The 21,376-nt window shown below is 61.2% G+C and carries 21 protein-coding genes and 1 tRNA gene; 8 read left to right on the top strand and 14 right to left on the bottom strand.

What is annotated here, in order from left to right; translation table 11 throughout:
• Positions 1-6: 6 nt before the first annotated feature.
• The 5 genes from AC3WOY_RS09410 to AC3WOY_RS09390 are packed head-to-tail and all read left to right on the top strand — an operon-like array spanning position 7 to position 4,174.
• A complete protein-coding gene (locus AC3WOY_RS09410) occupies positions 7-1,377 on the top strand; it encodes a M16 family metallopeptidase (protein ID WP_492423025.1) in 1,371 nt (456 codons plus the stop codon).
• 17 nt (positions 1,378-1,394) lie between these two features.
• Positions 1,395-2,717, top strand: a complete 1,323-nt coding sequence (locus AC3WOY_RS09405) for a M16 family metallopeptidase (RefSeq protein WP_492429247.1) — start codon at positions 1,395-1,397, stop codon at positions 2,715-2,717.
• On the top strand, positions 2,707-3,357 hold the full coding sequence (rsmD, locus tag AC3WOY_RS09400; protein WP_492423023.1) for a 16S rRNA (guanine(966)-N(2))-methyltransferase RsmD: 651 nt from the start codon (positions 2,707-2,709) through the stop codon (positions 3,355-3,357). The genes AC3WOY_RS09405 and rsmD overlap by 11 nt, the downstream gene beginning before the upstream one ends.
• Positions 3,358-3,403: 46 nt before the next feature.
• Complete coding sequence (gene coaD / locus AC3WOY_RS09395) at positions 3,404-3,892, top strand: pantetheine-phosphate adenylyltransferase (RefSeq protein ID WP_492423021.1); 489 nt, start codon at positions 3,404-3,406, stop codon at positions 3,890-3,892.
• A 21-nt stretch (positions 3,893-3,913) separates the two neighbouring features.
• On the top strand, positions 3,914-4,174 hold the full coding sequence (locus tag AC3WOY_RS09390) for a YfhL family 4Fe-4S dicluster ferredoxin (RefSeq protein WP_492423019.1): 261 nt from the start codon (positions 3,914-3,916) through the stop codon (positions 4,172-4,174).
• A 3-nt stretch (positions 4,175-4,177) separates the two neighbouring features.
• Here AC3WOY_RS09390 and AC3WOY_RS09385 read toward each other — a convergent pair whose 3' ends face one another.
• The 11 genes from AC3WOY_RS09385 to AC3WOY_RS09335 form a co-directional block, all read right to left on the bottom strand.
• Positions 4,178-5,272 carry a GGDEF domain-containing protein gene (locus AC3WOY_RS09385; RefSeq protein ID WP_492423017.1) on the bottom strand — a complete coding sequence of 365 codons (1,095 nt, stop codon included), beginning with the start codon at positions 5,270-5,272 and terminating at the stop codon, positions 4,178-4,180.
• A gap of 93 nt (positions 5,273-5,365) precedes the next feature.
• Positions 5,366-6,217: an MOSC domain-containing protein gene (locus AC3WOY_RS09380; RefSeq protein WP_492423015.1), complete on the bottom strand. Its 852-nt coding sequence runs from the start codon at positions 6,215-6,217 to the stop codon at positions 5,366-5,368.
• 18 nt (positions 6,218-6,235) lie between these two features.
• Positions 6,236-7,327 carry a redox-regulated ATPase YchF gene (gene ychF / locus AC3WOY_RS09375; RefSeq protein WP_492423013.1) on the bottom strand — a complete coding sequence of 364 codons (1,092 nt, stop codon included), beginning with the start codon at positions 7,325-7,327 and terminating at the stop codon, positions 6,236-6,238.
• A gap of 60 nt (positions 7,328-7,387) precedes the next feature.
• Positions 7,388-8,482 (bottom strand): patatin-like phospholipase domain-containing protein, encoded by a 1,095-nt coding sequence (locus AC3WOY_RS09370; RefSeq protein WP_492423011.1) that lies wholly within the window; start codon positions 8,480-8,482, stop codon positions 7,388-7,390.
• 13 nt (positions 8,483-8,495) lie between these two features.
• Positions 8,496-9,074, bottom strand: coding sequence for an aminoacyl-tRNA hydrolase (gene pth, locus AC3WOY_RS09365; RefSeq protein WP_492423009.1), 579 nt, complete (start codon positions 9,072-9,074; stop codon positions 8,496-8,498).
• A gap of 137 nt (positions 9,075-9,211) precedes the next feature.
• Positions 9,212-9,823: a 50S ribosomal protein L25/general stress protein Ctc gene (locus AC3WOY_RS09360; protein ID WP_492423007.1), complete on the bottom strand. Its 612-nt coding sequence runs from the start codon at positions 9,821-9,823 to the stop codon at positions 9,212-9,214.
• A 97-nt stretch (positions 9,824-9,920) separates the two neighbouring features.
• Positions 9,921-10,871 carry a ribose-phosphate pyrophosphokinase gene (locus tag AC3WOY_RS09355; RefSeq protein ID WP_420473000.1) on the bottom strand — a complete coding sequence of 317 codons (951 nt, stop codon included), beginning with the start codon at positions 10,869-10,871 and terminating at the stop codon, positions 9,921-9,923.
• A gap of 96 nt (positions 10,872-10,967) precedes the next feature.
• Positions 10,968-11,044, bottom strand: a tRNA-Gln gene (locus tag AC3WOY_RS09350).
• Between the two features lie 59 nt (positions 11,045-11,103).
• Positions 11,104-11,982, bottom strand: coding sequence for a 4-(cytidine 5'-diphospho)-2-C-methyl-D-erythritol kinase (gene ispE / locus AC3WOY_RS09345; RefSeq protein WP_492423005.1), 879 nt, complete (start codon positions 11,980-11,982; stop codon positions 11,104-11,106).
• Positions 11,967-12,521: a lipoprotein insertase outer membrane protein LolB gene (lolB, locus tag AC3WOY_RS09340; RefSeq protein ID WP_492423003.1), complete on the bottom strand. Its 555-nt coding sequence runs from the start codon at positions 12,519-12,521 to the stop codon at positions 11,967-11,969. The genes ispE and lolB overlap by 16 nt, the downstream gene beginning before the upstream one ends.
• A gap of 62 nt (positions 12,522-12,583) precedes the next feature.
• Positions 12,584-14,398 carry a tetratricopeptide repeat protein gene (locus AC3WOY_RS09335; RefSeq protein WP_492423001.1) on the bottom strand — a complete coding sequence of 605 codons (1,815 nt, stop codon included), beginning with the start codon at positions 14,396-14,398 and terminating at the stop codon, positions 12,584-12,586.
• Positions 14,399-14,589: 191 nt separating this feature from the next.
• Here AC3WOY_RS09335 and mutM point away from each other — a divergent pair, with 191 nt between their 5' ends.
• From mutM to mutY, 3 genes are read left to right on the top strand one after another with little or no spacing between them, the layout of a single operon-like run.
• Complete coding sequence (gene mutM, locus AC3WOY_RS09330; RefSeq protein WP_492422999.1) at positions 14,590-15,411, top strand: bifunctional DNA-formamidopyrimidine glycosylase/DNA-(apurinic or apyrimidinic site) lyase; 822 nt, start codon at positions 14,590-14,592, stop codon at positions 15,409-15,411.
• Between the two features lie 49 nt (positions 15,412-15,460).
• Positions 15,461-17,398 carry a dynamin family protein gene (locus tag AC3WOY_RS09325; protein WP_492422997.1) on the top strand — a complete coding sequence of 646 codons (1,938 nt, stop codon included), beginning with the start codon at positions 15,461-15,463 and terminating at the stop codon, positions 17,396-17,398.
• Positions 17,399-18,526: an A/G-specific adenine glycosylase gene (gene mutY / locus AC3WOY_RS09320; protein WP_492422995.1), complete on the top strand. Its 1,128-nt coding sequence runs from the start codon at positions 17,399-17,401 to the stop codon at positions 18,524-18,526. It abuts the gene before it with no gap.
• Here mutY and AC3WOY_RS09315 read toward each other — a convergent pair.
• From AC3WOY_RS09315 to rapZ, 3 genes are all read right to left on the bottom strand, one after another.
• Entirely contained in the window at positions 18,516-19,598 is a 1,083-nt protein-coding gene (locus AC3WOY_RS09315) for a GGDEF domain-containing protein (RefSeq protein WP_492422993.1), read from the bottom strand. The genes mutY and AC3WOY_RS09315 overlap by 11 nt on opposite strands.
• Positions 19,599-19,849: 251 nt before the next feature.
• Positions 19,850-20,476: an LON peptidase substrate-binding domain-containing protein gene (locus AC3WOY_RS09310; protein WP_492422991.1), complete on the bottom strand. Its 627-nt coding sequence runs from the start codon at positions 20,474-20,476 to the stop codon at positions 19,850-19,852.
• A gap of 15 nt (positions 20,477-20,491) precedes the next feature.
• Positions 20,492-21,352, bottom strand: a complete 861-nt coding sequence (gene rapZ, locus AC3WOY_RS09305) for an RNase adapter RapZ (protein WP_492422989.1) — start codon at positions 21,350-21,352, stop codon at positions 20,492-20,494.
• Positions 21,353-21,376 lie beyond the last annotated feature (24 nt).

Below are 21,376 nucleotides of genomic sequence, written 5' to 3'. Positions count from 1 at the left end.
GAGATTATGAAATTCCGGATCGCCTTATTGCTGTCCGCATGGATGCTGGCCTTCCTGCCGGCGGCCTCGCATGCGGCGGCAGCGCAGGAATTCATGTTGAAGAACGGCATGAAAATCATCGTCAAGGAAGACCATCGCGCGCCGACGGTGGCGCACATGATCTGGTACAAGGCCGGATCAATGGATGAGCATAATGGCACCACCGGCGTTGCGCATGCGCTGGAGCACATGATGTTCAAGGGGACGAAGACCCTGAAGCCGGGCGAGTTCAGCCAGCGCGTGGCGGCGCTGGGTGGTCGCGAGAATGCCTTCACGAGCAAGGACTACACCGGCTATTTCCAGCAGATCGAAAAGTCGAAGCTGGAAAATGTCATGGCGCTCGAAGCCGACCGCATGGCCAACCTCATCCTCGACAAGGAAGAGTTTTCCCGCGAAATCCGTGTCGTGATGGAGGAACGCCGCTGGCGTACCGAGGACCAGCCGATTCCGCTGGTGTACGAGGCGCTCAACGCGACCGCTTTCACCGCCCATCCCTATCACCACCCGATCGCCGGCTGGATGAGCGACCTGCTGAGCATGACCGTGCAGGACGCCAAGACATGGTACGACCGCTGGTATGCGCCGAATAATGCGGTCATGGTCGTGACCGGGGATGTCGACGCGAAGAGGGTGCTGGCGCTGGCCGAGAAACACTTTGGCAAGATTCCGCGCAAGTCTGTGCCGGTCACGAAGTTGCAGGAGGAACCCCTGCAGCGAGGTATTCGCCGCGTGACGGTCAAGGCGCCTGCTGAAAATCCCTATGTCGTCCTCGCGTTCAAGGTTCCGGCATTGCGCGACGTGGAGAAGGACGACGAGTCGCATGCGCTCGATGTGCTCGCGGCAATCCTCGACGGTTACGACAATGCCCGCCTGAATGCAAAACTCGTTCGTACCGACCGCGTTGCCAATTCGGCCGGCGCAGGGTATTCGAATATCGCGCGCGGCCCCGTGCTGTTCCTGCTCGACGGCACGCCTGCCACGGGAACCTCGACCGAGCAACTGGAAAAGCTGTTGCGCGCAGAAGTCGAGCGCATCGCGAACGAAGGTATTTCGGAGCAGGAACTCAAGCGCGTGAAGGCCCAGCTGATCGCCGGCCAGATCTACAAGCGCGACTCCATCTTCGGACAGGCGATGGAAATCGGCACGATGGAAATGTCGGGCATTTCGCACACCAAGATCGACCGCATCATCGACAAGCTCAAGGAAGTGACCGCCGAGCAGGTGCAGGCCGTCGCGAAGAAGTACTTCGGCGATGACGCACTGACAGTCGCCACGCTCGTGCCGCTGCCGATCACCGAGAAAAAAGCACCCGCTGCGCCCAAGGGCTTGCGGCACTGATGGCGGGAAGGAACATGATGAAACGCATTCTCTTTGCATTCCTGCTCGCATTTGCGAGTACCGGCCCGGCCAGCGCCGCGCTGAAGATCCAGTCCTGGACACTGGCCAATGGCGCCAAGGTCCTGTTCGTTGAAAACCACTCGATTCCCATCCTCGACATCAGCGTCGAGTTCGATGCCGGGTCGCGCCGCGATCCGCAGGGCAAGGCAGGGACGGCTGAGCTGACCAATGCCATGCTTGCTCGCGGCCTGCGCGAGTCGACCACGCCCACCCCGGAACCGGCGATGACCGAGGCGCAGATTTCCGACGCCATCGCCGACATCGCAGCCCAACGCGGCGGCGGAACCGGCGGCGACCGTGCAGGGGCCAGCCTGCGCACGCTCTCCAGCGCGGTCGAGCGTGATGCTTCCGTGCACCTGCTCGCGCGCATCCTCGCGCATCCGAGCTTTCCCGAGAACTTCCTCGCACGCGACAAGGCCCGTACGATTGCTGCCATCAAGGAAGACGAAACCAAGCCCGAGTCGATCGCCAGCAAGGCGTTCTGGCGCGTGCTGTACGGTTCGCATCCGTATTCGCAGTACCCCACCGTGCCTTCGGTAGAGTCGATCACGCGCGACGACCTGGTTGCCTTCCATGCCGCGCACTATGTCGCCAACCGGGCGGTCATCGCGATGATCGGCGACATCACGCGCACCGAAGCGGATGCGATCGCGCAGCAACTTACCTCGCGCTTGCCGCAGGGCGCCCCCCTGCCGGCACTGCCCAAGGTTGACGTGGCGGCTGCGAGCGAGGAGCGCATTCCCCACCCTGCGACGCAGGCGCATATCCTGCTGGGCCTGCCTGCCATTGTGCGCGGCGAGCCGGACTACTTCCCCCTTCTGGTCGGCAATTACACGCTCGGCGGCGGCGGCTTCGTGTCGCGCCTGACGCATGAGGTCCGCGAAAAGCGCGGCCTGTCCTACAGCGTGTACAGCTATTTCAATCCAATGGCGCAGCCGGGCCCGTTCCAGGCTGGCCTGCAGACGCAAAAGGAGCAAACCGACGAGGCGCTCAAGGTCGTGCGCGATACCATTGCCGCCTTCCTGCGCGACGGTCCCACGACGCAGGAACTGAAGGCGGCGAAGGATAACCTGGTTGGCGGATTTGCCCTGCGCATCGACAACAACCGCAAGATCCTGGACAACATCGCCGCAATCGGCTTCTACAACCTGCCGCTTGATTACCTCGATACCTGGACCGTGAAGATCGAAAAGGTGACGATCGCCGAAGTCAAGGCGGCTTTCCAGCGCAAACTGGCACTTGACCGGATGTCCACCGTGATCGTTGGCAATGCAAAATAAGACCATGCAAAGAAACCGACCCGGGAAAACCGTGCAGGGAAAACGTCCGCCGCACCAGGTACGCATCATCGGCGGGCAATGGAAGCGCACGCCGCTGGCCGTACTCGACGCCGAAGGATTGCGGCCCACGCCCGACCGCGTGCGCGAGACGGTGTTCAACTGGCTCAACCACCTCCTGGATGGTAGCTGGGAGCAGGCGCGCTGCCTCGACTTGTTTGCCGGAACCGGCGCACTCGGGTTCGAAGCGGCAAGCCGCGGGGCAGCCAGGGTGGTGATGGTGGAGGACAACGGCGCCGCCGTGAGGCAGTTGCAGGCCACGAAGGAAAAACTGCAGGCGGACAACGTCGACATCCTGCGCGGCGATGCCTTGGCTGCGGCGGCCAGTCTTGCTTCCAGCACGGCAAAAGGCTTCCAGGTCATTTTCCTCGACCCGCCTTACCACCAGGACTGGCTCGTAAAAATACTGCCGGTCTGTGAACGGCTATTGACCGACGGCGGCTTGGTATATGCTGAAGCTGAAGTGCCGCTGGACGGCGAAACGGCGCCGGATTGGATGAAGGGCTGGGAAGTTGTCCGCGCCGACAAGGCCGGCATGGTCTTCTACCACTTGCTGCACCGCAATGCCGCCGCGGGAATTTGAGGCATAATGCGCGTTCCGGAAACTTTCTCTTAGGCAGGGAGCCCCGATGGTTACAGCTGTTTACCCAGGAACGTTCGATCCGCTCACGCGCGGGCACGAGGATTTGGTGCGCCGCGCGTCTGGCCTGTTCGACAAGCTGATTGTGGGTGTCGCCGACAGCAAGAACAAGCGGCCCTTCTTTTCCCTGGACGAGCGGCTGTCGATCGCCAATGAGGTTCTCGGCCATTATCCGAATGTCCAGGTCGAGAGCTTTTCCGGCCTGCTGAAGGATTTCGTGCGCACACACGATGCTAGGGTGATTGTGCGCGGCCTGCGGGCGGTGTCCGACTTCGAGTACGAATTCCAGATGGCCGGCATGAACCGCTACCTGCTGCCCGATGTCGAAACCCTGTTCCTCACCCCGTCCGACCAGTACCAGTTCATTTCCGGCACCATCGTCCGTGAAATCGCCACGCTGGGCGGCGATGTGTCCAAATTCGTATTCCCTTCCGTCGAGCGCTGGCTCAAGGAAAAGATCGCTGCAGGCAGCAAGTAAGAAAGCAGGTCAGAGGTTGTTATGGCTTTGATGATTACGGACGAATGCATCAATTGCGACGTGTGCGAGCCCGAGTGCCCGAACGACGCGATTTACATGGGGCCGGTGATTTACGAGATCGATCCCGACAAGTGCACCGAATGCGTCGGCCACTACAACGAGCCGCAGTGCCAGCAGGTCTGCCCGGTCGATTGCATCCCCTTCAATCCCGCCTGGCGCGAGAGCAAGGAAGAGCTGCAGGCCAAGTACGAACGACTGCAGGCTGAAAAGCAGCAATCCTGAGTGTCAGTTCGCCGGGACGACCCTGTTCCGGCCGAGTGCCTTTGCTTCGTAAAGCGCGTGGTCGGCACGCGCCACCAGGTGCTGTGACGTTGTCTCGACCGCCTCATCCCCCAAGGCAGGCTGCAATCCGGCGACCCCGACCGAGATCGTCACATTCAGCTTTTCCCCGCTCGTCAGCACCAGCGGTTGTTCCGCGATGCTTTGCCGGATGCGTTCGGCGACATTGACCGCGTCGTCGCGTTCCGTATCCGTGAGCAGGACGACAAACTCCTCGCCGCCAAAGCGGCCCAGCGAATCGCTCAGGCGGAGTTCCGCCTTGATGCGCCCGGCCACGCCGCGCAACACCTCGTCGCCCGCCTGGTGGCCGATTTTGTCGTTGATCTGCTTGAAGTGGTCGATGTCCATATACATGCAGGACAGCGGCGTCTTCTGCCGGCGGCTGCGGCCGATTTCCTCGAGCAGGCGGCGCTCGATATAGCGGCGGTTGTTCACGCCGGTAAGCGGGTCGGTCAGGCCGATGTGCTTGAGCCGCTCGTTGTTGATCACGTTTTCCACGCAGATGGCGACAATGCATGCCATGTGCTCGATGAAATCCGTGCTCATGTTCGGCATGAAACGCCCTGGATCGTTGCTGCCTAGGTTGAGGGTGCCGATGAGGCGGGTGTGGCGCCATAGCGGGACTACGGCGACGCTGGCCGGAGGCGTCAGCGGTTCAGGGAACATCGTCCCGAACAGTTCTTCGCTGTACGTGCCCAGCACCGGTTTCGACAGCTTTCCCGCCAGGTCGCCGAATTCCGCTTCGTCCTGCAGGAACAGCAGTTGCGGCAGTTCGGACAGGTTGATTTCGAGCTGGACCAGGATGCGACGGATGTCGTACTGCCCGTCGAGGAGGCCAAGCGTCACAAGGTTCAGTCCGGCAGTTTCGGGGAAGGTCGTGAACAGGGTGTCGATCAGCGCCTGGAAACTGTCGGCGGAGATGAACTGAAGGTCGAGGCGTTGATGCCGCTGCAGGATCTGCTGGTTTTTCTGGGCATTGGCGATCAGTTGCGCCAACTGATCGCGCAATTGCCGATTTTCCCGCGCCAGATCGTGCGACATGGTGGATGTCCCGAACGAAGTCAAAAACGTTCGGCAAATACTACATGGCGCACTACGAGCCTGCAACCGCAGGCCCGGATGCGTTGACCGGGGTCAGAATGCGAGGTCGACACCGACGTCCTGCCCCACGCGCAGGACTTGGCCTTCGCCTTCGAGCACAATGGCATTCATGCCGAAGGTGAGGGCGCCGTCGAGTTTCGGATTGGCGCGATAGCTTTGCATGATATCCAGCGGGTCGGGGCCCGGCACGCCGGTCGACTGGTCGACCGACGGCACATTGCAGCGCGAGCAGGGCTTGACCGGTTTCAGCTTTGCCTCGCCGATGCGCAAGGACGCGGCGAAATCTTCCTCGAATGCCTCGATCCCGCCGATCACGATGTTCGGGCGGAAGCGGTTCATCGGCAATGCGTCCCGGCCCTGTGCCTTCAGCTTGCCGTTGAGGTCGGCGAGCGAGCCTTCGGAGATCACGAGCATCGGGAACGCATCGGCAAACAGCGTCGGCGCTTCCACATCCCCCGTCCACTTGCCGCTCGCCAGCCGCTTCGCGTCGGCATGGAAGCGGACAAGGCGGCAGGGCGTACCGAGGAAGTTCGTGAACCAGGTGGCGGTGATCTCGTCGCAGTCGTAGGCCTGCACGGTGTCTTCCCAGACGCGGACCTGCATCGTCTTCGCATTTTCCGGATCGGGCAGGCCGAGCGGAATCTCCAGCCGCAGCATGCCGGGTGCGCGCAGTTCGAGCGTGTCAGCCTTGATGCGCGGCGTGATCTGCGCCATTTTCGGGAAGTCGCGCTGGGTCATGAACTCGCCCTTCGCGTCCACGACCATCCATTCGCGGTCGTAGATGTGTTCGACCATCAGTCCGGCGGTCGTCAGCGTCGCTTCGCGCAGCGAGATGCCGGCGCAGGACTTGATCGGGTACAGGTTCAGTTCGGTCAGGATAGCCATGCCGGGTCGAGGAAAAGGTCAGACGTTGAAGAGGAAGTTGAGCACATCGCCATCCTTGACGATGTATTCCTTGCCTTCCGCGCGCATCTTGCCGGCTTCCTTCGCGCCTTGTTCGCCCTTGTAGGAGATGAAGTCGTCGAAGGAGATGGTTTGCGCGCGGATGAAGCCGCGTTCGAAATCGGTGTGGATCACGCCGGCAGCCTGCGGTGCGGTGGCGCCGATCGGCACCGTCCATGCGCGCACTTCCTTCACGCCCGCGGTGAAGTAAGTCTGCAGGCCGAGCAGCTTGAAACCGGCGCGGATGAGACGGTTCAGGCCCGGTTCTTCCATGCCCATGTCGGCGAGGAAGGCACCCTTGTCTTCCTCTTCGAGGTCGGCGATTTCCGCTTCGATGGCTGCGCAGATGGCAACGATGGGCGCGTTCTGCTCCTTCGCGTAGGCGGTCAGCTGGTCGAGCAGCGGGTTGTTGGTGAAGCCGTTGTCGGCGACGTTGGCCACGTACATTGCCGGCTTTGCAGTAATGAGGCACAGCGACTTGATCAGTGCCATTTCCTCTGAGTCGAGGCCGAGCGCGCGCACCGGCTTGGCTTCGTTCAGGTGCGGCACGATGCGTTCCAGCACGGAAACCAGCTTGATCGCATCCTTGTCACCCGCCTTGGCCTTCTTGCTTTCGCGCTGGATGGATTTTTCGACGGTGCCGAGGTCGGCCAGCGCGAGTTCAGTCTGGATCACCGCGATGTCGTCCAGCGGGCTCACCTTGCCGGCGACGTGCACGACGTTCGGGTCTTCGAAGCAGCGCACCACGTTGACGATCGCATCGGTTTCACGGATGTGGGCGAGGAACTGGTTGCCGAGGCCTTCACCCTTGGAAGCGCCGGCGACGAGGCCGGCGATGTCCACGAACTCCACGACGGCGGGAACGATGCGCTCCGGCTTGACGATCCCGGAGAGGGCATTCAGGCGCTGGTCCGGCACTTCCACGATGCCGACGTTCGGCTCGATCGTGCAGAAGGGGTAATTTTCCGCAGCGATGCCCGCCTTGGTCAGCGCGTTGAACAGGGTGGATTTGCCGACGTTAGGCAGGCCGACGATGCCGCATTTGAGACTCATGGTGTTTGTTTTGCTAAGTGTATGAATTAACCCGCTATTTTACCGTAGCGGCAGGGCGGATCAGAGCGGCTTGACCCGGGCCGGGTCGGGATTTTCGACAAATTCTGCGAGTTCGTCCCGCAGGCGGGCGCCTTCGCTGATTGCCAGCTTCCAGTTGAGGATGCGGAAATCGTTGTTCTCGCCGTAGTAGAGGAAATCGTTCCGGTCTGGGAGTTTGCTTCTGGACAAGGTTTGCAGGAAGGCGCGCGTTGGCGACAGGAGGACGACGTTGTCGAGCCAATTACTGTTGCGGCCGACATTGGCACGCCGCCAGGGCAGGGATTTGTCGAGCCAGCCCGGCACGATCTGCTCGCCGAAATGCGGGTAGAGGACGAGGCCGCCCTCGGGATTGCCGGCTACGCGCGAGTAGGGAAGGGCAAGGTGGTAATCGATCAACCCACCGTCCCAGAAGGTGCCTGCAGGCGTACCTGGAATGTCGCGCACCGGCTCCATGATGAAGGGCAGTGTGCCCGACGCCAGCAGTGCGCTGCTGAGGTTTTCGGGGGACAGCGGCATGAACTGGGTGTCGAAGGCGTCGAATTTCGCCTTCAGCCAGAAAGCAGGGTCGCGTTGGTCGCCGACGACGACGCGCGACAGATGGTTGGCGAGCTGGGAGCGCGACACGAGGTTGCCGAGTACGGCCAGGCCAAACCCCGCAGTGACCGAGAGGTTGCGCGTCGGCGCTTTGAGGAGTTTTCGTCCGCGCGATACCAGGATTTGCAGGCGATGATGGGGATGTGCGATGGTGTGCTGCTCATGGCCGGTGATGAATTCGGCAAGAAACCGTTCGCAGGTATCGGACACATGCCGAGGCGTCGGTTTGCGCGGATAGCATTGTCCGCAATAGAGGTCGCCGAGCTTCCGGAATGCCTCCACAGGATTTGCCTGGCACGCCGCGGCCATGCGCCAGGCGCCGATCGATGCTCCGATCAGCGTACGCTCGCGCGGCGCGGACGGTAGCCAGCTGCCGAACAGCCATTGGTCCATTTTCTGGAAAATCAAACCCTTCGGGCCGCCGGCTGCGGCAGGGATGATGGAGATATCCTGCGCGCGCAGCCCGTGTTCGCGGATATGTGCCAGCGCCTTCGGCCCGGCATGGATCGCCAGCGCCTTCATCGGATACAGGCCGTCATTTTGCGGTCGAATGCAGCTTCATCATGGCTGCCTCGAATTTGCCTTCGCAGAGCGTGGGAATGACATCCAGGCTCTTGTCGATGGCGTCGTTGATGAGGATCTGTTCTTCCTTGCGGGGGCGGTGCAGGACGAAATCCGCCACCGGTTGCTGCAGGTTCGCCGTGCGCGGATGGCCGATGCCGATGCGCAGTCGCCAGTAGTCCTGCGTGCCGAGCGCAGCGGTGATGTCCTTCAGGCCGTTGTGCCCGCCGGACGAGCCGCCTTTCTTGATCTTTGCCACGCCCGGTTGCAGGTCGAGCTCGTCATGCACGACGAGGATATCGTCGGGCGGGATCTTGTAGAAGCGGGCGAGCGCGCCGACCGACTGGCCGGAGCGATTCATGTAGGTTTGCGGTTCCAACAGCCAGACTTCCTGGCCGGCGATCACCGTTTTCGCCGCCAGCGCATTGTATTTTGACTCGCGCATGAGCCGGCCGCCGGCAAGATTGTCGACCAGCCAGAAGCCCGCGTTGTGGCGCGTTTGTTCGTATTCAAGGCCCGGATTGCCGAGGCCGACGATGAGACGGATGGGCATGCGTGTTGAGTGTTGCCGCGGAAAAGGAATGATTATCGTGGAAGTTGCCGTTTGGCGTCCAATCCGGCGCTGGAAACAAAAAACCCCGCCATGCGGGCGGGGTTTTCAGTGCGGCATTGCTGCCTGCGAAAGACGGATTACTTCGTCTCTGCTGCGCTTGCGGCTGCGGCGTCGTCAGCGGAAACCTGGCCAGCCGGAACGCTTGCGATCGCGATGGTCGGGTTGTTGTCGCCGTGTGCAACTGCGGTAACGCCCTTCGGCAGGGTGATATCAGCCAGGTGGACGGATGCGCCAGCTTCGACCTTGGACAGGTCGACTTCGACGAATTCCGGCAGGTCGGCCGGCAGGCAGCTGACGTCGAGTTCGTTCATCACGTGGCTGATGATCGCGCCACCCAGCTTCACGGCCGGGGAGACTTCAGCGTTCACGAAGTGCAGCGGCACCTTGACGTGGATCTTCTGCTTCGGATCGACGCGCTGGAAGTCAGCGTGCAGCACGAGTTGCTTGTATGCGTGCATCTGGAAGTCGCGCAGCAGGACCTTTTCGACCTTGCCTTCGATTTCCATGTCGAGGATCGAAGAGTGGAAAGCTTCCTTCTTCAGCGCGTGGTACAGCGCGTTGTGGTCCAGTGCAATGGTGACCGGATCAGTCGTGCCGCCATAGATGATGGCCGGCGTCTGGCCCGCATTGCGCAGGCGGCGGCTCGCTCCGGACCCCTGCTCAGTGCGTGGGAATGCGATAACTTTCATTTTTAGCTCCAAAAGTGCAAGCAAGCTTGCGATAAGTCCCCCGCGACCAGGGGACGTGAAAACCTTCCTCCCGGAGGAAGAAGGGAAAACCGAAAACTTAGTCGACGAACAGCGAGCTGACCGAATCGCCCTTGGTGATGCGCTTGAAGGTTTCGGCCAGCAGGTCCGCTGCGGTGAGCTGGCGGATCTTCGGGCAGGCCTTGGCTTCAGCAGTCAGCGGAATGGTGTCGGTGACAACCAGTTCGTCCAGCGGCGAGGTCGTGATGCGGTCGATCGCCGGGCCGGACAGCACCGGGTGCGTACAGTAGGCGACCACCTTCTTGGCGCCGCGCTCCTTCAGCACTTCGGCGGCCTTGGTCAGCGTGCCGGCTGTGTCGACCATGTCGTCCATGATCACGCAGTTGCGGCCTTCGACTTCACCGATGATGTGCATGACTTCCGACACGTTCGCCTTCGGGCGGCGCTTGTCGATGATGGCCAGGTCGCAGTTCAGGCGCTTGGCCAGTGCGCGGGCGCGGACCACGCCGCCGACGTCCGGCGACACGACTAGCAGGTCGTCGTAATTCTTCTTGATGAGGTCCGTCAACAGGATCGGGGATGCATAAATGTTATCCACCGGAATGTCGAAGAAGCCCTGGATCTGGTCTGCGTGCAGATCCATGATCAGGACGCGGCCGACACCGGCCTGCTGCAGCATGTTGGCAACGACCTTGGCGGAAATCGCCACGCGCGCGGAGCGCGGACGGCGATCCTGGCGGGCGTAACCGAAGTAGGGGATGGCGGCGGTAATGCGACCGGCGGAAGCACGCTTGAGTGCATCGACCATCAACATGATTTCCATCAGGTTGTCGTTGGTCGGCGCGCAGGTCGATTGCAGGACGAAAACATCCTTGCCGCGCACGTTCTCGTTGATTTCCACCATGACTTCGCCGTCGGAGAATTTCGACACGACAGCCTTGCCAAGGGGGATGCCGAGGTGCTTGACCACCCCTGCGGCCAGCTCCGGGTTTGCGTTGCCGGTAAAGACCATCAGGTTTTCAAGCGCCATGGGACACCTAGGAAATTGCGGGTTAAAAGGATGAAAAGCCGCCAAGGCATGACTGTGTGTCTCGCGTTGGCGGCTTTGGGTTCTTCTTGTGTTTAATGGCAGGGGAACAAGGATTCGAACCTTGGTATGCCGGAATCAAAATCCGGTGCCTTAACCAGCTTGGCGATTCCCCTACGCAACCTGTTGTCTGCCGTTGCCCATGTGCTTCATGCAACGTCAAACGAATTCTGTACTACGACGGCAGCAAGTGCGAGAGCGGGTGGCGCTCGATCGCCTTGGCTTTCCAGACTTTCCACTGAGTCTGTCCGGTTTTCTGTGCTGCTTTCAGCACTTCGTCAGCTTCATGCTCCTGCCCGAAGGCGCAGAACACGCAAGCACCGGAACCAGTCATTCTTGCATCGCCAAATTGTTGCAGCCAGTTGATGGCTTCGGCAATCGGCGGGAAGAGTCTTGTTGCCACGACTTGCAGGTCGTTTTTTCCGAAGCAATTGGATGCCTTGGAAAAGTCCGATATTTTGACGGGGTTTGTGTTTCTTGTCAAACCCGGATCTGAAAATATTGCTGCGGTCGGTACGGAAACCCCGGGTTCGATGACAACATAACAGCGATTCGGGGTGTCGACGGCCGCCAGATCTTCGCCCACGCCTTCTGCAAACGCACTCCGGCCAAAGATGAAAAAAGGTACATCTGCACCGAGCTGCAGACCGAGTTTCATCAGTTCATCGCGCGTCAGCCCGGCTTGCCACAAGTGGTTGAGCGCAATCAGGGTGGTCGCCGCATCGGAGGAGCCGCCTCCGAGTCCTCCGCCCATCGGCAGCCTTTTTTCTATGGCAATGTCGGCGCCCAGCTTCCCGGCAAGGCCGGGGGATATGGCCGCTCTGAGCAGTTTTGCGGCGCGCACGATCAGGTCCGTGTCTTCCGGTACGCCTGGAATGTCGGTAAGGCGGCGCACCACGCCATCGCTGCGCACGGTGAAATGCAGCAGATCACAATGGTCGAGCAACTGGAAGGCGGTTTGCAACAGGTGATAGCCGTCCGGGCGGCGTCCGGTGACGTGCAGGAACAGATTCAGCTTGGCGGGAGCGGGACAGTTGTTCAGCGAGGTTGCCATGTGTCGATGACGATACGGAGAGAGACGTCGCCTGCCTGCTCGGTGTTGCGGGCAAGGTCGATGCGTTTGGGACGGTTTTCCTGTGACGACGGATTGTCATCGAGCCAGCTGGCGTAGTGAATGCGCCAGCCGTCACGTGAATCAATGCGTGTTTCGGGCGGGCTGGCAACGAGGCGTTTGCCGGCAATGTCGACCGCAAACCCCTGCAGCCATTCCCGCAGCCCGGCGACCGGCAGTGGCCATCCGAGCGTTTCCGCTGTCAGTGCATCGACACTGGCGGCGCTCTTTGCTTGCTGTCCGGTCTGCCGGAGTGTCGCCCCTTCGGCATTGACGTCGATGACGGCCACGGTCTGGCCGAGCGGCGACAACAGGGTGACAACGGTTTGCGCCGGAGTCTGCGACCAGGTGAAGCTGCCGTGCAGGGCTTCATCCCTGCTGTTGGCCTGGTAACGCACGGACAGGCGTCCGCCGATGTCGATTGTTTCGTGGAAGCGGCGTGGCGCCGCCTGCTCGGTCGCCGGTGGGGCGGGCGGTGACATGGTGGCGCAGCCAGCCAGCAGCAATGGCAACGCGAATGCGATTGCCCGGGCAAGGCAAAGACTCATAGGTTGACGTTCAGGCGCGCCAGCGTGCTCTTGAGTGTGTCGTTCTGCGGGTCCTTGGTCTGCGCGTCACGCCACAGTCTTTGCGCGTCATCCTTCTGGCCTTTCACCCAGAGGACTTCGCCCAGGTGTGCGGCGATTTCCACATCGGGGCGCAGCTCGTAGGCGCGGCGCAGCAGCGATTCGGCTTCTTTCAGGTTGCCGAGCCGGAATTGCACCCAGCCCATGCTGTCCATGATGAAGGGGTCGTCGGGAGCCAGCTGCAGGGCCTTGTCGATCAGGGAGTGCGCTTCCTGCAGGCGGACGTTGCGCTCGGCCAGCGAATAGCCGAGCGCGTTGTAGGCGTGCTGGTTGTTGGGCGCCAGTTCCATGATCTTGCGCAGGGATGACTCCATCACATCCCATTGGCTGCTCTTTTCGGCGGCCATCGCGTAGTCGTAGAGCAGGTCGGTATTGGATGGGAAGCGTGCAAGTCCTGCCTTGAAGACCTTCAACGCTTCTTGTAACTGGTTGGCGTCGCGCAGGAGCTGGCCTTCGGCGATGACGATCTGGGCTTCCTCGCGGTCGCCGCTGACGCTCAGTTCGTGCAGCAGCTTGCGGGCGCTCGCCATGTCGCCCCGCTTGGCAATGACCTGTGCACGCTTGATCTGAGCATTCAGGTAGGCTTCGCCGGGTTCGATCTGGGACAGCCACTTGAGGACGCCGTCGCTGTCCTTGCGCTCTTCGGCGATCTGCGCAAGCAGCAGCAATGCCTGGGACGGGTCGCGCTCGTCATCCGGTTTCGCGGACAAGAGGTTGAGGTAGGTCGTCAGGTATTGCTCGGCCGACTTCAGGTCATTGGTCTGCATGCCGAGTACGCCAAGCGCGTATAGCGAGGTCAGGTCTTGCGGCTGGTCCTTGAGCAGGGCTTCGAATTCGCCGCGTGCTTTCGTATATTGCTTCTGGTCGATCAGCATGCGCGCATAGGCCATGCGCACGTCGCGTGCCTTGGGATAGCTGGCGACGAAATCGCCGAGCAGCTTGAGGGACTCCGCCTTATCCTGTGTCACCTGTACCAGCGCAAGGATGGCGAGTTCGGACTCGGGCTTGGCCTTGAGTGCCGTCTCTGCTTCCTGGCGCGCGCGCTGGATGTCGCCGCGGGCATAGGCGCCCTGGGCCAAGGCCAGCCGTGCTTCAGGCACGTCGAGGTAGGGCTGGAGGATGCGCTCGAGCATGGCGAACGCGGCATTTTTATCCTTGGCCCGGGCGAGCAGGCGCTGCATCTGGAAGGCGAGCAAGCCACGAGTCTGGGGACGCGCTTCCTTGAGGCGCTCCTCGAGGATGGGTTGCGCTTCGTCGAGGTTGTCGCTCAGGATGACAAAGCTCAGGTAATACTGGGTGGCCTCGTCGGAGTTCGGCGCCAGCGTGCGCCAGAGGCGCACCGCGCTCAATGCTTCATCCGCCTGTTTGGCCGTCAGCGCCATTTCTGCCGCACGGCGGGCCAGGCGCGGGTCGCGCGTCTGCTGGGCGAGGGAGAGCAGCGTCACGTAGGCGGTTTGCCAGTCGCCGCGCTGGAATGCAATTTCCGAGGTGATCAGCTTGTACACCAGCTCATCCGTCAACTCCACCGAGGGCAGCGGGTCCTCCGGTTTCTGCTCGCCAGAACCGGGACGCTTGTGCGGGGATGCGGACGAAGCTTTCCTGACGACCGACTCGTCGGCGTTGGCCACCACGGCAGGCGCCGACGCGATGACGGGCTGCGCGGGTTGAATGGTGCGGGTGGCGCACGCCGATAACAGGATCGGCAGAGTTACAATGAGAAGAGTGTTTTTCAAGGAACATTCCCAGCTAATCAGGCAGCATTCATTTTACGCCCAACGGGGGCGCTATGCGCGTGGGTAATATAGAGCTGCCGAGCCGAATTATCGCCCTTGCGAACACTGCGGCCATCGAAAGTGATGGCACTCCAGTGATACCACACTTGTCTTCTGTCAAATTTGTCTTTCTGCAAAGAGTCGTCTGAACAATGCCTGAACTACCCGAAGTTGAAGTGACGCGCCGGGGCGTGGCCCCGCATCTGGAAGGGCGGGTGGTTGCCGGTGTCGCGCTGCGCCACAGCGGCCTTCGATGGCTTTTTCCCGATGGGCTTGCCGAACTCCTTCGCGGGCAGCGTATTCGCTCGACCGGACGCCGCGGCAAATATCTCCTGATCGGGTTCGACCACGGCACGCTCATCGTACACCTGGGAATGTCCGGCCACCTGCGGATACTGCCGCGCGGGACGCCACCCGAAAAGCATGACCATTTCGATCTGGAGCTCGGCGATCAGGTGATGCGCATGACTGACCCGCGGCGGTTCGGTGCTGTGCTCTGGCATGGAAGCGCGGAGGGCATGGTCGACGAGCACCTGCTGCTGCGCGGACTCGGTGTCGAGCCGCTGGATAGCGGATTCAACGCTGAATTGCTGTACAAGATGACACGCCGGCGCAGTGCTTCCATCAAGCAGGTGTTGCTTGCCGGAGACATTGTCGTTGGGGTCGGCAATATCTATGCATCGGAAAGCCTGTTCAAGGCAGGGATCAATCCACGCACGCCTGCCCACCGTATCGGCCTTGTCCGATATGAAAGACTGGCGGTGGCCATTCGTGAAACGCTTGCTGCCGCCATAGAAAAAGGCGGCAGCACGCTGCGCGATTTCATGGCGGCGGACGGGCAGCCCGGATACTTCCAGCAGAGCTACTTTGTCTACGACCGCGCCGGAGAACCGTGCCGGATATGCGCGACGACGGTCCGGGCGATCAAGCAGGGACAGCGTTCGACCTTCTACTGCCCAAATTGTCAAAAATGAGTCCGGGTGCTAGATTCGTACATTCATACAGTGTTAGCTTGGGGAAATTGTGAGCAATCTGGTACAAAAGTTCCAGGAATACAGTGGTTGGCGCAACAACGTCATGGCTGCGCTCGAGCGCTACCGCGCCTGCGTAAGCGGAACGGACCTCTCCGACCCGGTCAGCGACCAGCATTTCTCGCGCCTGAAAGCCAGGCTGACCGACGACAAGCTTTCGATTGCCTTTGTGGCTGAGTTCTCGCGCGGCAAGTCAGAACTGATCAACGCCATCTTCTTCGCCGATTACGGCCAGCGCATCCTGCCGTCCTCGGCGGGACGCACCACCATGTGTCCGACGGAATTGCTGTACGACGAAACCTTTCCGCCGTCGATCCGGCTGCTGCCGATCGAAACGCGCGCAGAGGCGGCATCGACCAGCGATTACAAGGACAACAACCACGTCTGGACCGTCCTGCCGCTCGACATCACGTCCGGCGAGGGCATGCTGGATGCGTTCAAGCAGGTGAGCCTGACCAAGCGTGTGCCGGTTGACGAGGCAAAGCGATACGGCCTGTACCACGAGGACGATCCCGATGCATCGCTGTCCGTGGGGGACGACGGTCTCGTCGAAATTTCCCAGTGGCGCCATGCGATCGTCAATTTTCCGCACCCGCTGCTGAAGCAGGGCCTGGTCATCATCGATACGCCGGGCCTGAACGCGATCGGTACCGAACCGGAATTGACGCTGAACCTGATCCCGAACGCGCACGCCGTGCTTTTCATCCTGGCGGCCGATACCGGCGTGACCAGGAGCGACATCGACGTCTGGCGCGACCACATCGGCGGCGGCCCCGCCCGCCTTGTCGTGCTCAACAAGATCGACAGCATGTGGGACGAGTTGCGCTCGGTTGAAGAGGTTGAGGAGCAGATCGAAAAGCAGGTCGCGACCGTCGCCCATACGCTCAGTCTGTCCACCCACCAGGTGTTCCCCATTTCGGCTCAGAAAGGCCTTGTCGGCAAGGTCAACCGCGATCCGGGGTTGCTGGAAAAGAGCCGTTTGCCGGCACTCGAATCCGCGCTCTCGGAAGAGCTCATTCCCAGCAAGCGGGAAATCGTACGCGGCCAGCTCGAGACAGAGGTCAACGAGCTGACGGCAGCCAAGCATGCGTTGCTGGCTTCGCGCAGCCGCAACATCGTGGAGCAGCTGGTCGAGCTGAAGAGCCTGCGCGGCAAGAACCAGTCGATCATCGAACACATGATGAAGCGCGTCGATCTCGAAAAGAAGGAGTTCGACAGCAGCCTGCTGAAACTCCAAGGCACGCGCGCCGTTTTCACGCGCCTGTCGAGCGAGGTCTTCACCAGCCTCGGCATGGACATCCTGAAGGCGGAAATCCGCAAGACCCGGGAGTCGATGGAGAACAGCAAATTCTCCGCCGGCATGCGCGCGGCAGTGAAGGACTTCTTCGCGCATGTGCGCAACAACCTTGTGCAGTCCGGCCAGAAGACGGACGAGATCACCGAGATGATGACGGTGATGTACCGGAAATTCTCTACCGAGCATGGTCTGGCGCTTTCTTCTCCGATGCCGTTTTCGCTCGAGAAATACCTCAAGGAGATCGAGCTGATCGAAAGCGTGTACCACAAGCAGTTCGGCGCCGCGGCCATCCTCACGATGCCGCAGGTGGCGCTGATGACCAAGTTCTTCGACTCGATCGCATCGCGCGTGAAGCAAAGCTTCCTGCAGGCGAACCGCGACGTCGAAGCATGGCTGAAGGTGGTCATGGCACCGCTCGAAGCGCAGATCTGGGAGCACCGGTCGCAGTTGAAGAAGCGTCGCCAGTCGATCGAACGCATCCATCTCGCCACCGACAGCCTGGAAGAAAAGGTGCAGGTGCTGGAAGCGATGCAGTCCGAGATCGAGGCGCAGAAGAAAATCCTCCACGCGCTTGAAGCGGAACTCAAGGGCGCAATTGCTGCGGAACTGTCCGCTCTCAAGGCGGCGGCATAGATGAAGCGGGTTGCAGGGGCGCCGGCAGCGCAGGCTGCGGGCGCCGGTTCGGCGTTTTCGGATCCATCATTTTCGCAGGCCGTCATCCGATGGCAAAAGCAGCATGGGCGGCACACGCTGCCATGGCAGAACACCACGGATGCCTATCGCATCTGGCTGTCGGAAATCATGCTGCAGCAGACCCAGGTATCCGCGGTCATTCCCTACTACCTTCGCTTTCTCGACCGATTTCCCGATGTCGCATCGCTGGCGGCTGCGCCGTCCGAGGAAGTGATGGCGCATTGGAGCGGGCTGGGATACTACTCGCGCGCGCGCAACCTTCACCGGTGCGCGCAGCGTGTGGTGGCGGAGTTTGGCGGTGTCTTTCCCGCCGATCCACTGCTGCTCGCCGAGTTGCCCGGGATCGGCCGGTCGACGGCTGCGGCCATCGCTGCATTTGCCTATGGCGCGCGGGCGGCCATTCTGGATGGCAACGTCAAGCGCGTATTCGCGCGGGTATTCGGAATAGAAGGCTTCCCCGGAGCCAAGCCGGTGGAAGACAGGATGTGGCAACGCGCGGTCACTCTCCTGCCTGAGCGGGATATTGAATCGTATACACAGGGATTGATGGATCTCGGCGCCACCTTGTGTACGCGCAGCAGTCCGTTGTGCGGCCAGTGTCCGCTGGTGCAGCGATGCGTGGCTTATGGAAGCGGACGCGTGCACCTGTTGCCGGAGCGCCGGCCAAAGAAGGCCGTGCCGGAAAAGTCCACCACCATGCTGGTTATCACGCATGGCGGTCATGTCCTGCTGGAGCAGCGCCCCGATACAGGCATCTGGGGCGGATTGATGTCCCTGCCTGAACTTGCAGTCGACGGCGATGTGTCCGATAAAGTGTTTTCGGTGGCAGCAACTTTTGGCGAACCCGAATCAAGCGAAAAACTTACGCCGTTTTCGCACGTGTTTACCCACTTCAAACTGCATGTCTCTCCCTACCGGGTCCGGCTCTCGCGCCGTGCCGATGCGGCAAGGCAATCCAGTCACGTCTGGTATCCAGGTGAACGGCTGGCGGATGCGCCCTTGCCGGCGCCAGTGAAAAAGCTGCTGCTTGCGGTATTTCGCGAGCAGGATTTGATCGCTAGTCGTTGATCCATTCCACCCGGTTGCGTCCGAGCTGCTTGGCCTGGTAGAGCGCGGAGTCGGCGCGCGAAATCAGGTCCGTGATCTTTTCTCCCTGCCTGTACTGGGCAACACCGATCGACAGCGATATGTGCTTCTGTTCCAGGATCTTCTGGAAGTCGAGGAAATGCGCATAGACGCGCAGCCGTTCCGCATGCATCACGGCGCCTTTCACATCGGTGTCCGGCAGGATCTGCATGAACTCGTCGCCGCCGTAGCGTCCGAGGACGTCGGTGTCGCGGATGCTGTCCCGCGCCACGCGGGCAAATTCCTTCAGGATCGTGTCGCCCACGAGATGTCCGTTGTTGTCGTTGATTTCCTTGAACCTGTCGATATCGATCAGGCAGATCGTGAACGGGATGCCGCAACTGTCGGCCTGCAGCTTGGCCTGCTCCAGTTCTGACTGCAGCTGGCGGCGGTTGTAGAGGCCGGTCAGCTCGTCGCGGACGGATTTCTCTTCATAGTGTTCAAGCTGATAGCGCGTGGCGCGCAGCAGCTGGCGCATGTTCTGGATCTGTTTGCCCACGATGATCATGCCGGGGAGGGTCAGCGCCAGCACGAACCATTGCGCCATGTCGGCGCGGAAACCGAAGTGGTAGCCCTCGGCCTGCGCGCGTACGAGGATGATGCCGAGATAGGCGGCCAGGCAGCCGACGGAGAGCAGGATCAGCGATGCAGTGGACAGCCTGAATATGCCGAACGAAAACGCAATCAGGACGAAGGGCACCAGCGCAATCTGCGTCGAGCGTTCGAGGTAGGCCACGCCCAGCATGATCAGCAGCGACGCCATCAACTGCGGGAGCATCAGGCTCGGCTCATGGAAGCGCTGGTTCAATCCGAGCCGGAAAACGCCGTAGAAGAGCGCGACAACTGCTACCACTGCCGCGGCAACACAGCTGAATGTCAGCCCGCTGATGAAACCCTGCCTATAGAAGATGTACAGGCTGAGCGCGTACAGCAGCGAAATCAGGCTGATCGGCGAAATCTGCGGAATGCGGACGGGCGGCATGTTCTTGCGGCGGTTGATTGTGTCAGACCGCATCGTTTCGCGTGCGTCGTCCAATAGCATGGGATTAGCGCTCAATGTGTGCCGGTAAATGCTTGCTGGTTGCGGGGAAATTTTGCCGATGCGGCAGTGACCAGCCATTTATCCTACGAATGGCCGGCTGCGATTTTGCGCGGTAACAAACCGGGGACGAAAAATGCAGTGGGGAAGCTTGTCGTGCGAGAGATTCTCGCAAATGTCACATCGCCGGGCGGCGATATGCCGAGGATTCTTGTCTTTGTTTTAAGTTAGATGATCTTGTGCTGGACCAGGTACTGATGGATGATCGAGAGACGGCTTTCCGCGTCGAGCAGTTCCAGCAGTTTCTGTCGCGCCTTGAGCGGGATCGGGAGGATTTCGCACCAGCGGTTGGCGACCCAGCTCGCGCTGTCGAGGCGTATCGGTTGCGAGAACGGGCTGATGAAGTCGGCGCCCCGCTCGGCGCGTCCCTTCTCGGTCACATCGTCGATAACCATCTTGAGCGTCTTTGCGCAAGTGACATGGACATCGCTCGCCGGTATCGTGGTGTCGGGGGCGATGAGGTCGACGCGTGCTTCGAGGCGCTGGTCGCGCAGCACCCGCGTTTCACGGATGCGGAAGCGTTCGCCGCCCTGGGTGCGCAGCATCATCACGCCGAGTTCCTCCATATCCCAACCAGTGATATGCGCGAGGCAGCCGACTTCCTCCGGTTCGGCGGCCGTGCCGATTTCCTGGCCGCTCTTGATGAGGACGACGCCGAACGGTGCATCGTTCTTCATGCACTCCCGCACCATGTCGATGTAGCGCGCTTCGAAGACCTTGAGCGGAAGGACGCCTTCCGGAAACAGGACGGTCTTCAGCGGAAACAGCGGGAGCCAGGAATCAGTCGCACGCATGGAATGCCAATGAAATCAGTTCAGCTCGCGGTGCCGGACGAGCACGCGCTCGGAGGCGCGGAAATGCCTTGCCAGCTTCTCGACCATGTAGACCGAGCGGTGCTGGCCGCCGGTGCAGCCGATGGCAACGGTGAGGTAGCTGCGGTTGTCATTCTTGAAAGCCGGCAGCCATTTCTCGACGAAGGTGCGGATGTCGGCGAGCAGTTCCGCGACGTGGGCCTGCACGTCGAGGAAGGCGATCACCGGTTCGTCGCGTCCGGTGTACGGGCGCAGGCGCAGGTCATAGTAAGGATTCGGCAGCACGCGCACATCGAATACCAGGTCCGCGTCCAGCGGCACGCCGAACTTGAAGGCGAAGGATTCGAACAGCAGGGTCAGCGGCGTACGCTCGGTCTCCACCAGGTCCTTGATCCAGGCGCGCAACTTGTTCGCGGAGAGGCCGGAGGTGTCGATGACATGGCCGATACCCTCGACGGCGGACAGCATTTCGCGCTCGCGCAGGATGCATTCGGTCAGGGTCGGCTGGTCGCCGCCAGGCGCCGGACGGAAACGGTGGGAGAGCGGGTGGCTGCGGCGTGTTTCGGAAAAACGCGCGATCAGGGATTCGGTCTTCGCCGAGAGGAACAGGACCTTGACGTCGTGGCCTTCATCCTTCAACTTCTGGATGTCTGCGGGAAGTCCGGCCAGGGAGTCGGCGCTGCGCGCATCCATGGCGACGGCGAGGTTTTGCGCGCCTTCTTCCAGCCGTGTCTCGACGAGTTGGCGCAGCAGCTTGGGCGGCAGGTTATCGACGCAGAAGTAGCCGGCGTCTTCGAGTGCATTCAGTCCGACCGATTTTCCCGAGCCGGAAATGCCAGTGATGAGAATGATGCGCATAAGCGGTAATCATACCGCAAAGGT

It is taken from the genome of Noviherbaspirillum sp. FW303-A3, assembly GCF_058788695.1.
Note: the sequence above shows the minus strand (reverse complement) of the source record. Positions and strands in the feature narration are given on the sequence as shown.

What these genes read in the sequence shown, in the direction of transcription:
- AC3WOY_RS09310 (WP_492422991.1), bottom strand. Translation starts at nt 20,476, where the DNA reads ATGCGTGCGACTGATTCCTGGCTCCCGCTGTTTCCGCTGAAGACCGTC.
- rapZ (WP_492422989.1), bottom strand. Translation starts at nt 21,352, where the DNA reads ATGCGCATCATTCTCATCACTGGCATTTCCGGCTCGGGAAAATCGGTC.
- AC3WOY_RS09390 (WP_492423019.1), top strand. Translation starts at nt 3,914, where the DNA reads ATGGCTTTGATGATTACGGACGAATGCATCAATTGCGACGTGTGCGAG.
- mutM (WP_492422999.1), top strand. Translation starts at nt 14,590, where the DNA reads ATGCCTGAACTACCCGAAGTTGAAGTGACGCGCCGGGGCGTGGCCCCG.
- AC3WOY_RS09315 (WP_492422993.1), bottom strand. Translation starts at nt 19,598, where the DNA reads ATGCGGTCTGACACAATCAACCGCCGCAAGAACATGCCGCCCGTCCGC.
- ispE (WP_492423005.1), bottom strand. Translation starts at nt 11,982, where the DNA reads ATGGCAACCTCGCTGAACAACTGTCCCGCTCCCGCCAAGCTGAATCTG.
- AC3WOY_RS09355 (WP_420473000.1), bottom strand. Translation starts at nt 10,871, where the DNA reads ATGGCGCTTGAAAACCTGATGGTCTTTACCGGCAACGCAAACCCGGAG.
- rsmD (WP_492423023.1), top strand. Translation starts at nt 2,707, where the DNA reads ATGCAAAATAAGACCATGCAAAGAAACCGACCCGGGAAAACCGTGCAG.
- AC3WOY_RS09370 (WP_492423011.1), bottom strand. Translation starts at nt 8,482, where the DNA reads ATGAAGGCGCTGGCGATCCATGCCGGGCCGAAGGCGCTGGCACATATC.
- AC3WOY_RS09380 (WP_492423015.1), bottom strand. Translation starts at nt 6,217, where the DNA reads ATGGCTATCCTGACCGAACTGAACCTGTACCCGATCAAGTCCTGCGCC.
- AC3WOY_RS09410 (WP_492423025.1), top strand. Translation starts at nt 7, where the DNA reads ATGAAATTCCGGATCGCCTTATTGCTGTCCGCATGGATGCTGGCCTTC.
- mutY (WP_492422995.1), top strand. Translation starts at nt 17,399, where the DNA reads ATGAAGCGGGTTGCAGGGGCGCCGGCAGCGCAGGCTGCGGGCGCCGGT.
- AC3WOY_RS09360 (WP_492423007.1), bottom strand. Translation starts at nt 9,823, where the DNA reads ATGAAAGTTATCGCATTCCCACGCACTGAGCAGGGGTCCGGAGCGAGC.
- pth (WP_492423009.1), bottom strand. Translation starts at nt 9,074, where the DNA reads ATGCCCATCCGTCTCATCGTCGGCCTCGGCAATCCGGGCCTTGAATAC.
- AC3WOY_RS09405 (WP_492429247.1), top strand. Translation starts at nt 1,395, where the DNA reads ATGAAACGCATTCTCTTTGCATTCCTGCTCGCATTTGCGAGTACCGGC.
- lolB (WP_492423003.1), bottom strand. Translation starts at nt 12,521, where the DNA reads ATGTCACCGCCCGCCCCACCGGCGACCGAGCAGGCGGCGCCACGCCGC.
- ychF (WP_492423013.1), bottom strand. Translation starts at nt 7,327, where the DNA reads ATGAGTCTCAAATGCGGCATCGTCGGCCTGCCTAACGTCGGCAAATCC.
- AC3WOY_RS09385 (WP_492423017.1), bottom strand. Translation starts at nt 5,272, where the DNA reads ATGTCGCACGATCTGGCGCGGGAAAATCGGCAATTGCGCGATCAGTTG.
- coaD (WP_492423021.1), top strand. Translation starts at nt 3,404, where the DNA reads ATGGTTACAGCTGTTTACCCAGGAACGTTCGATCCGCTCACGCGCGGG.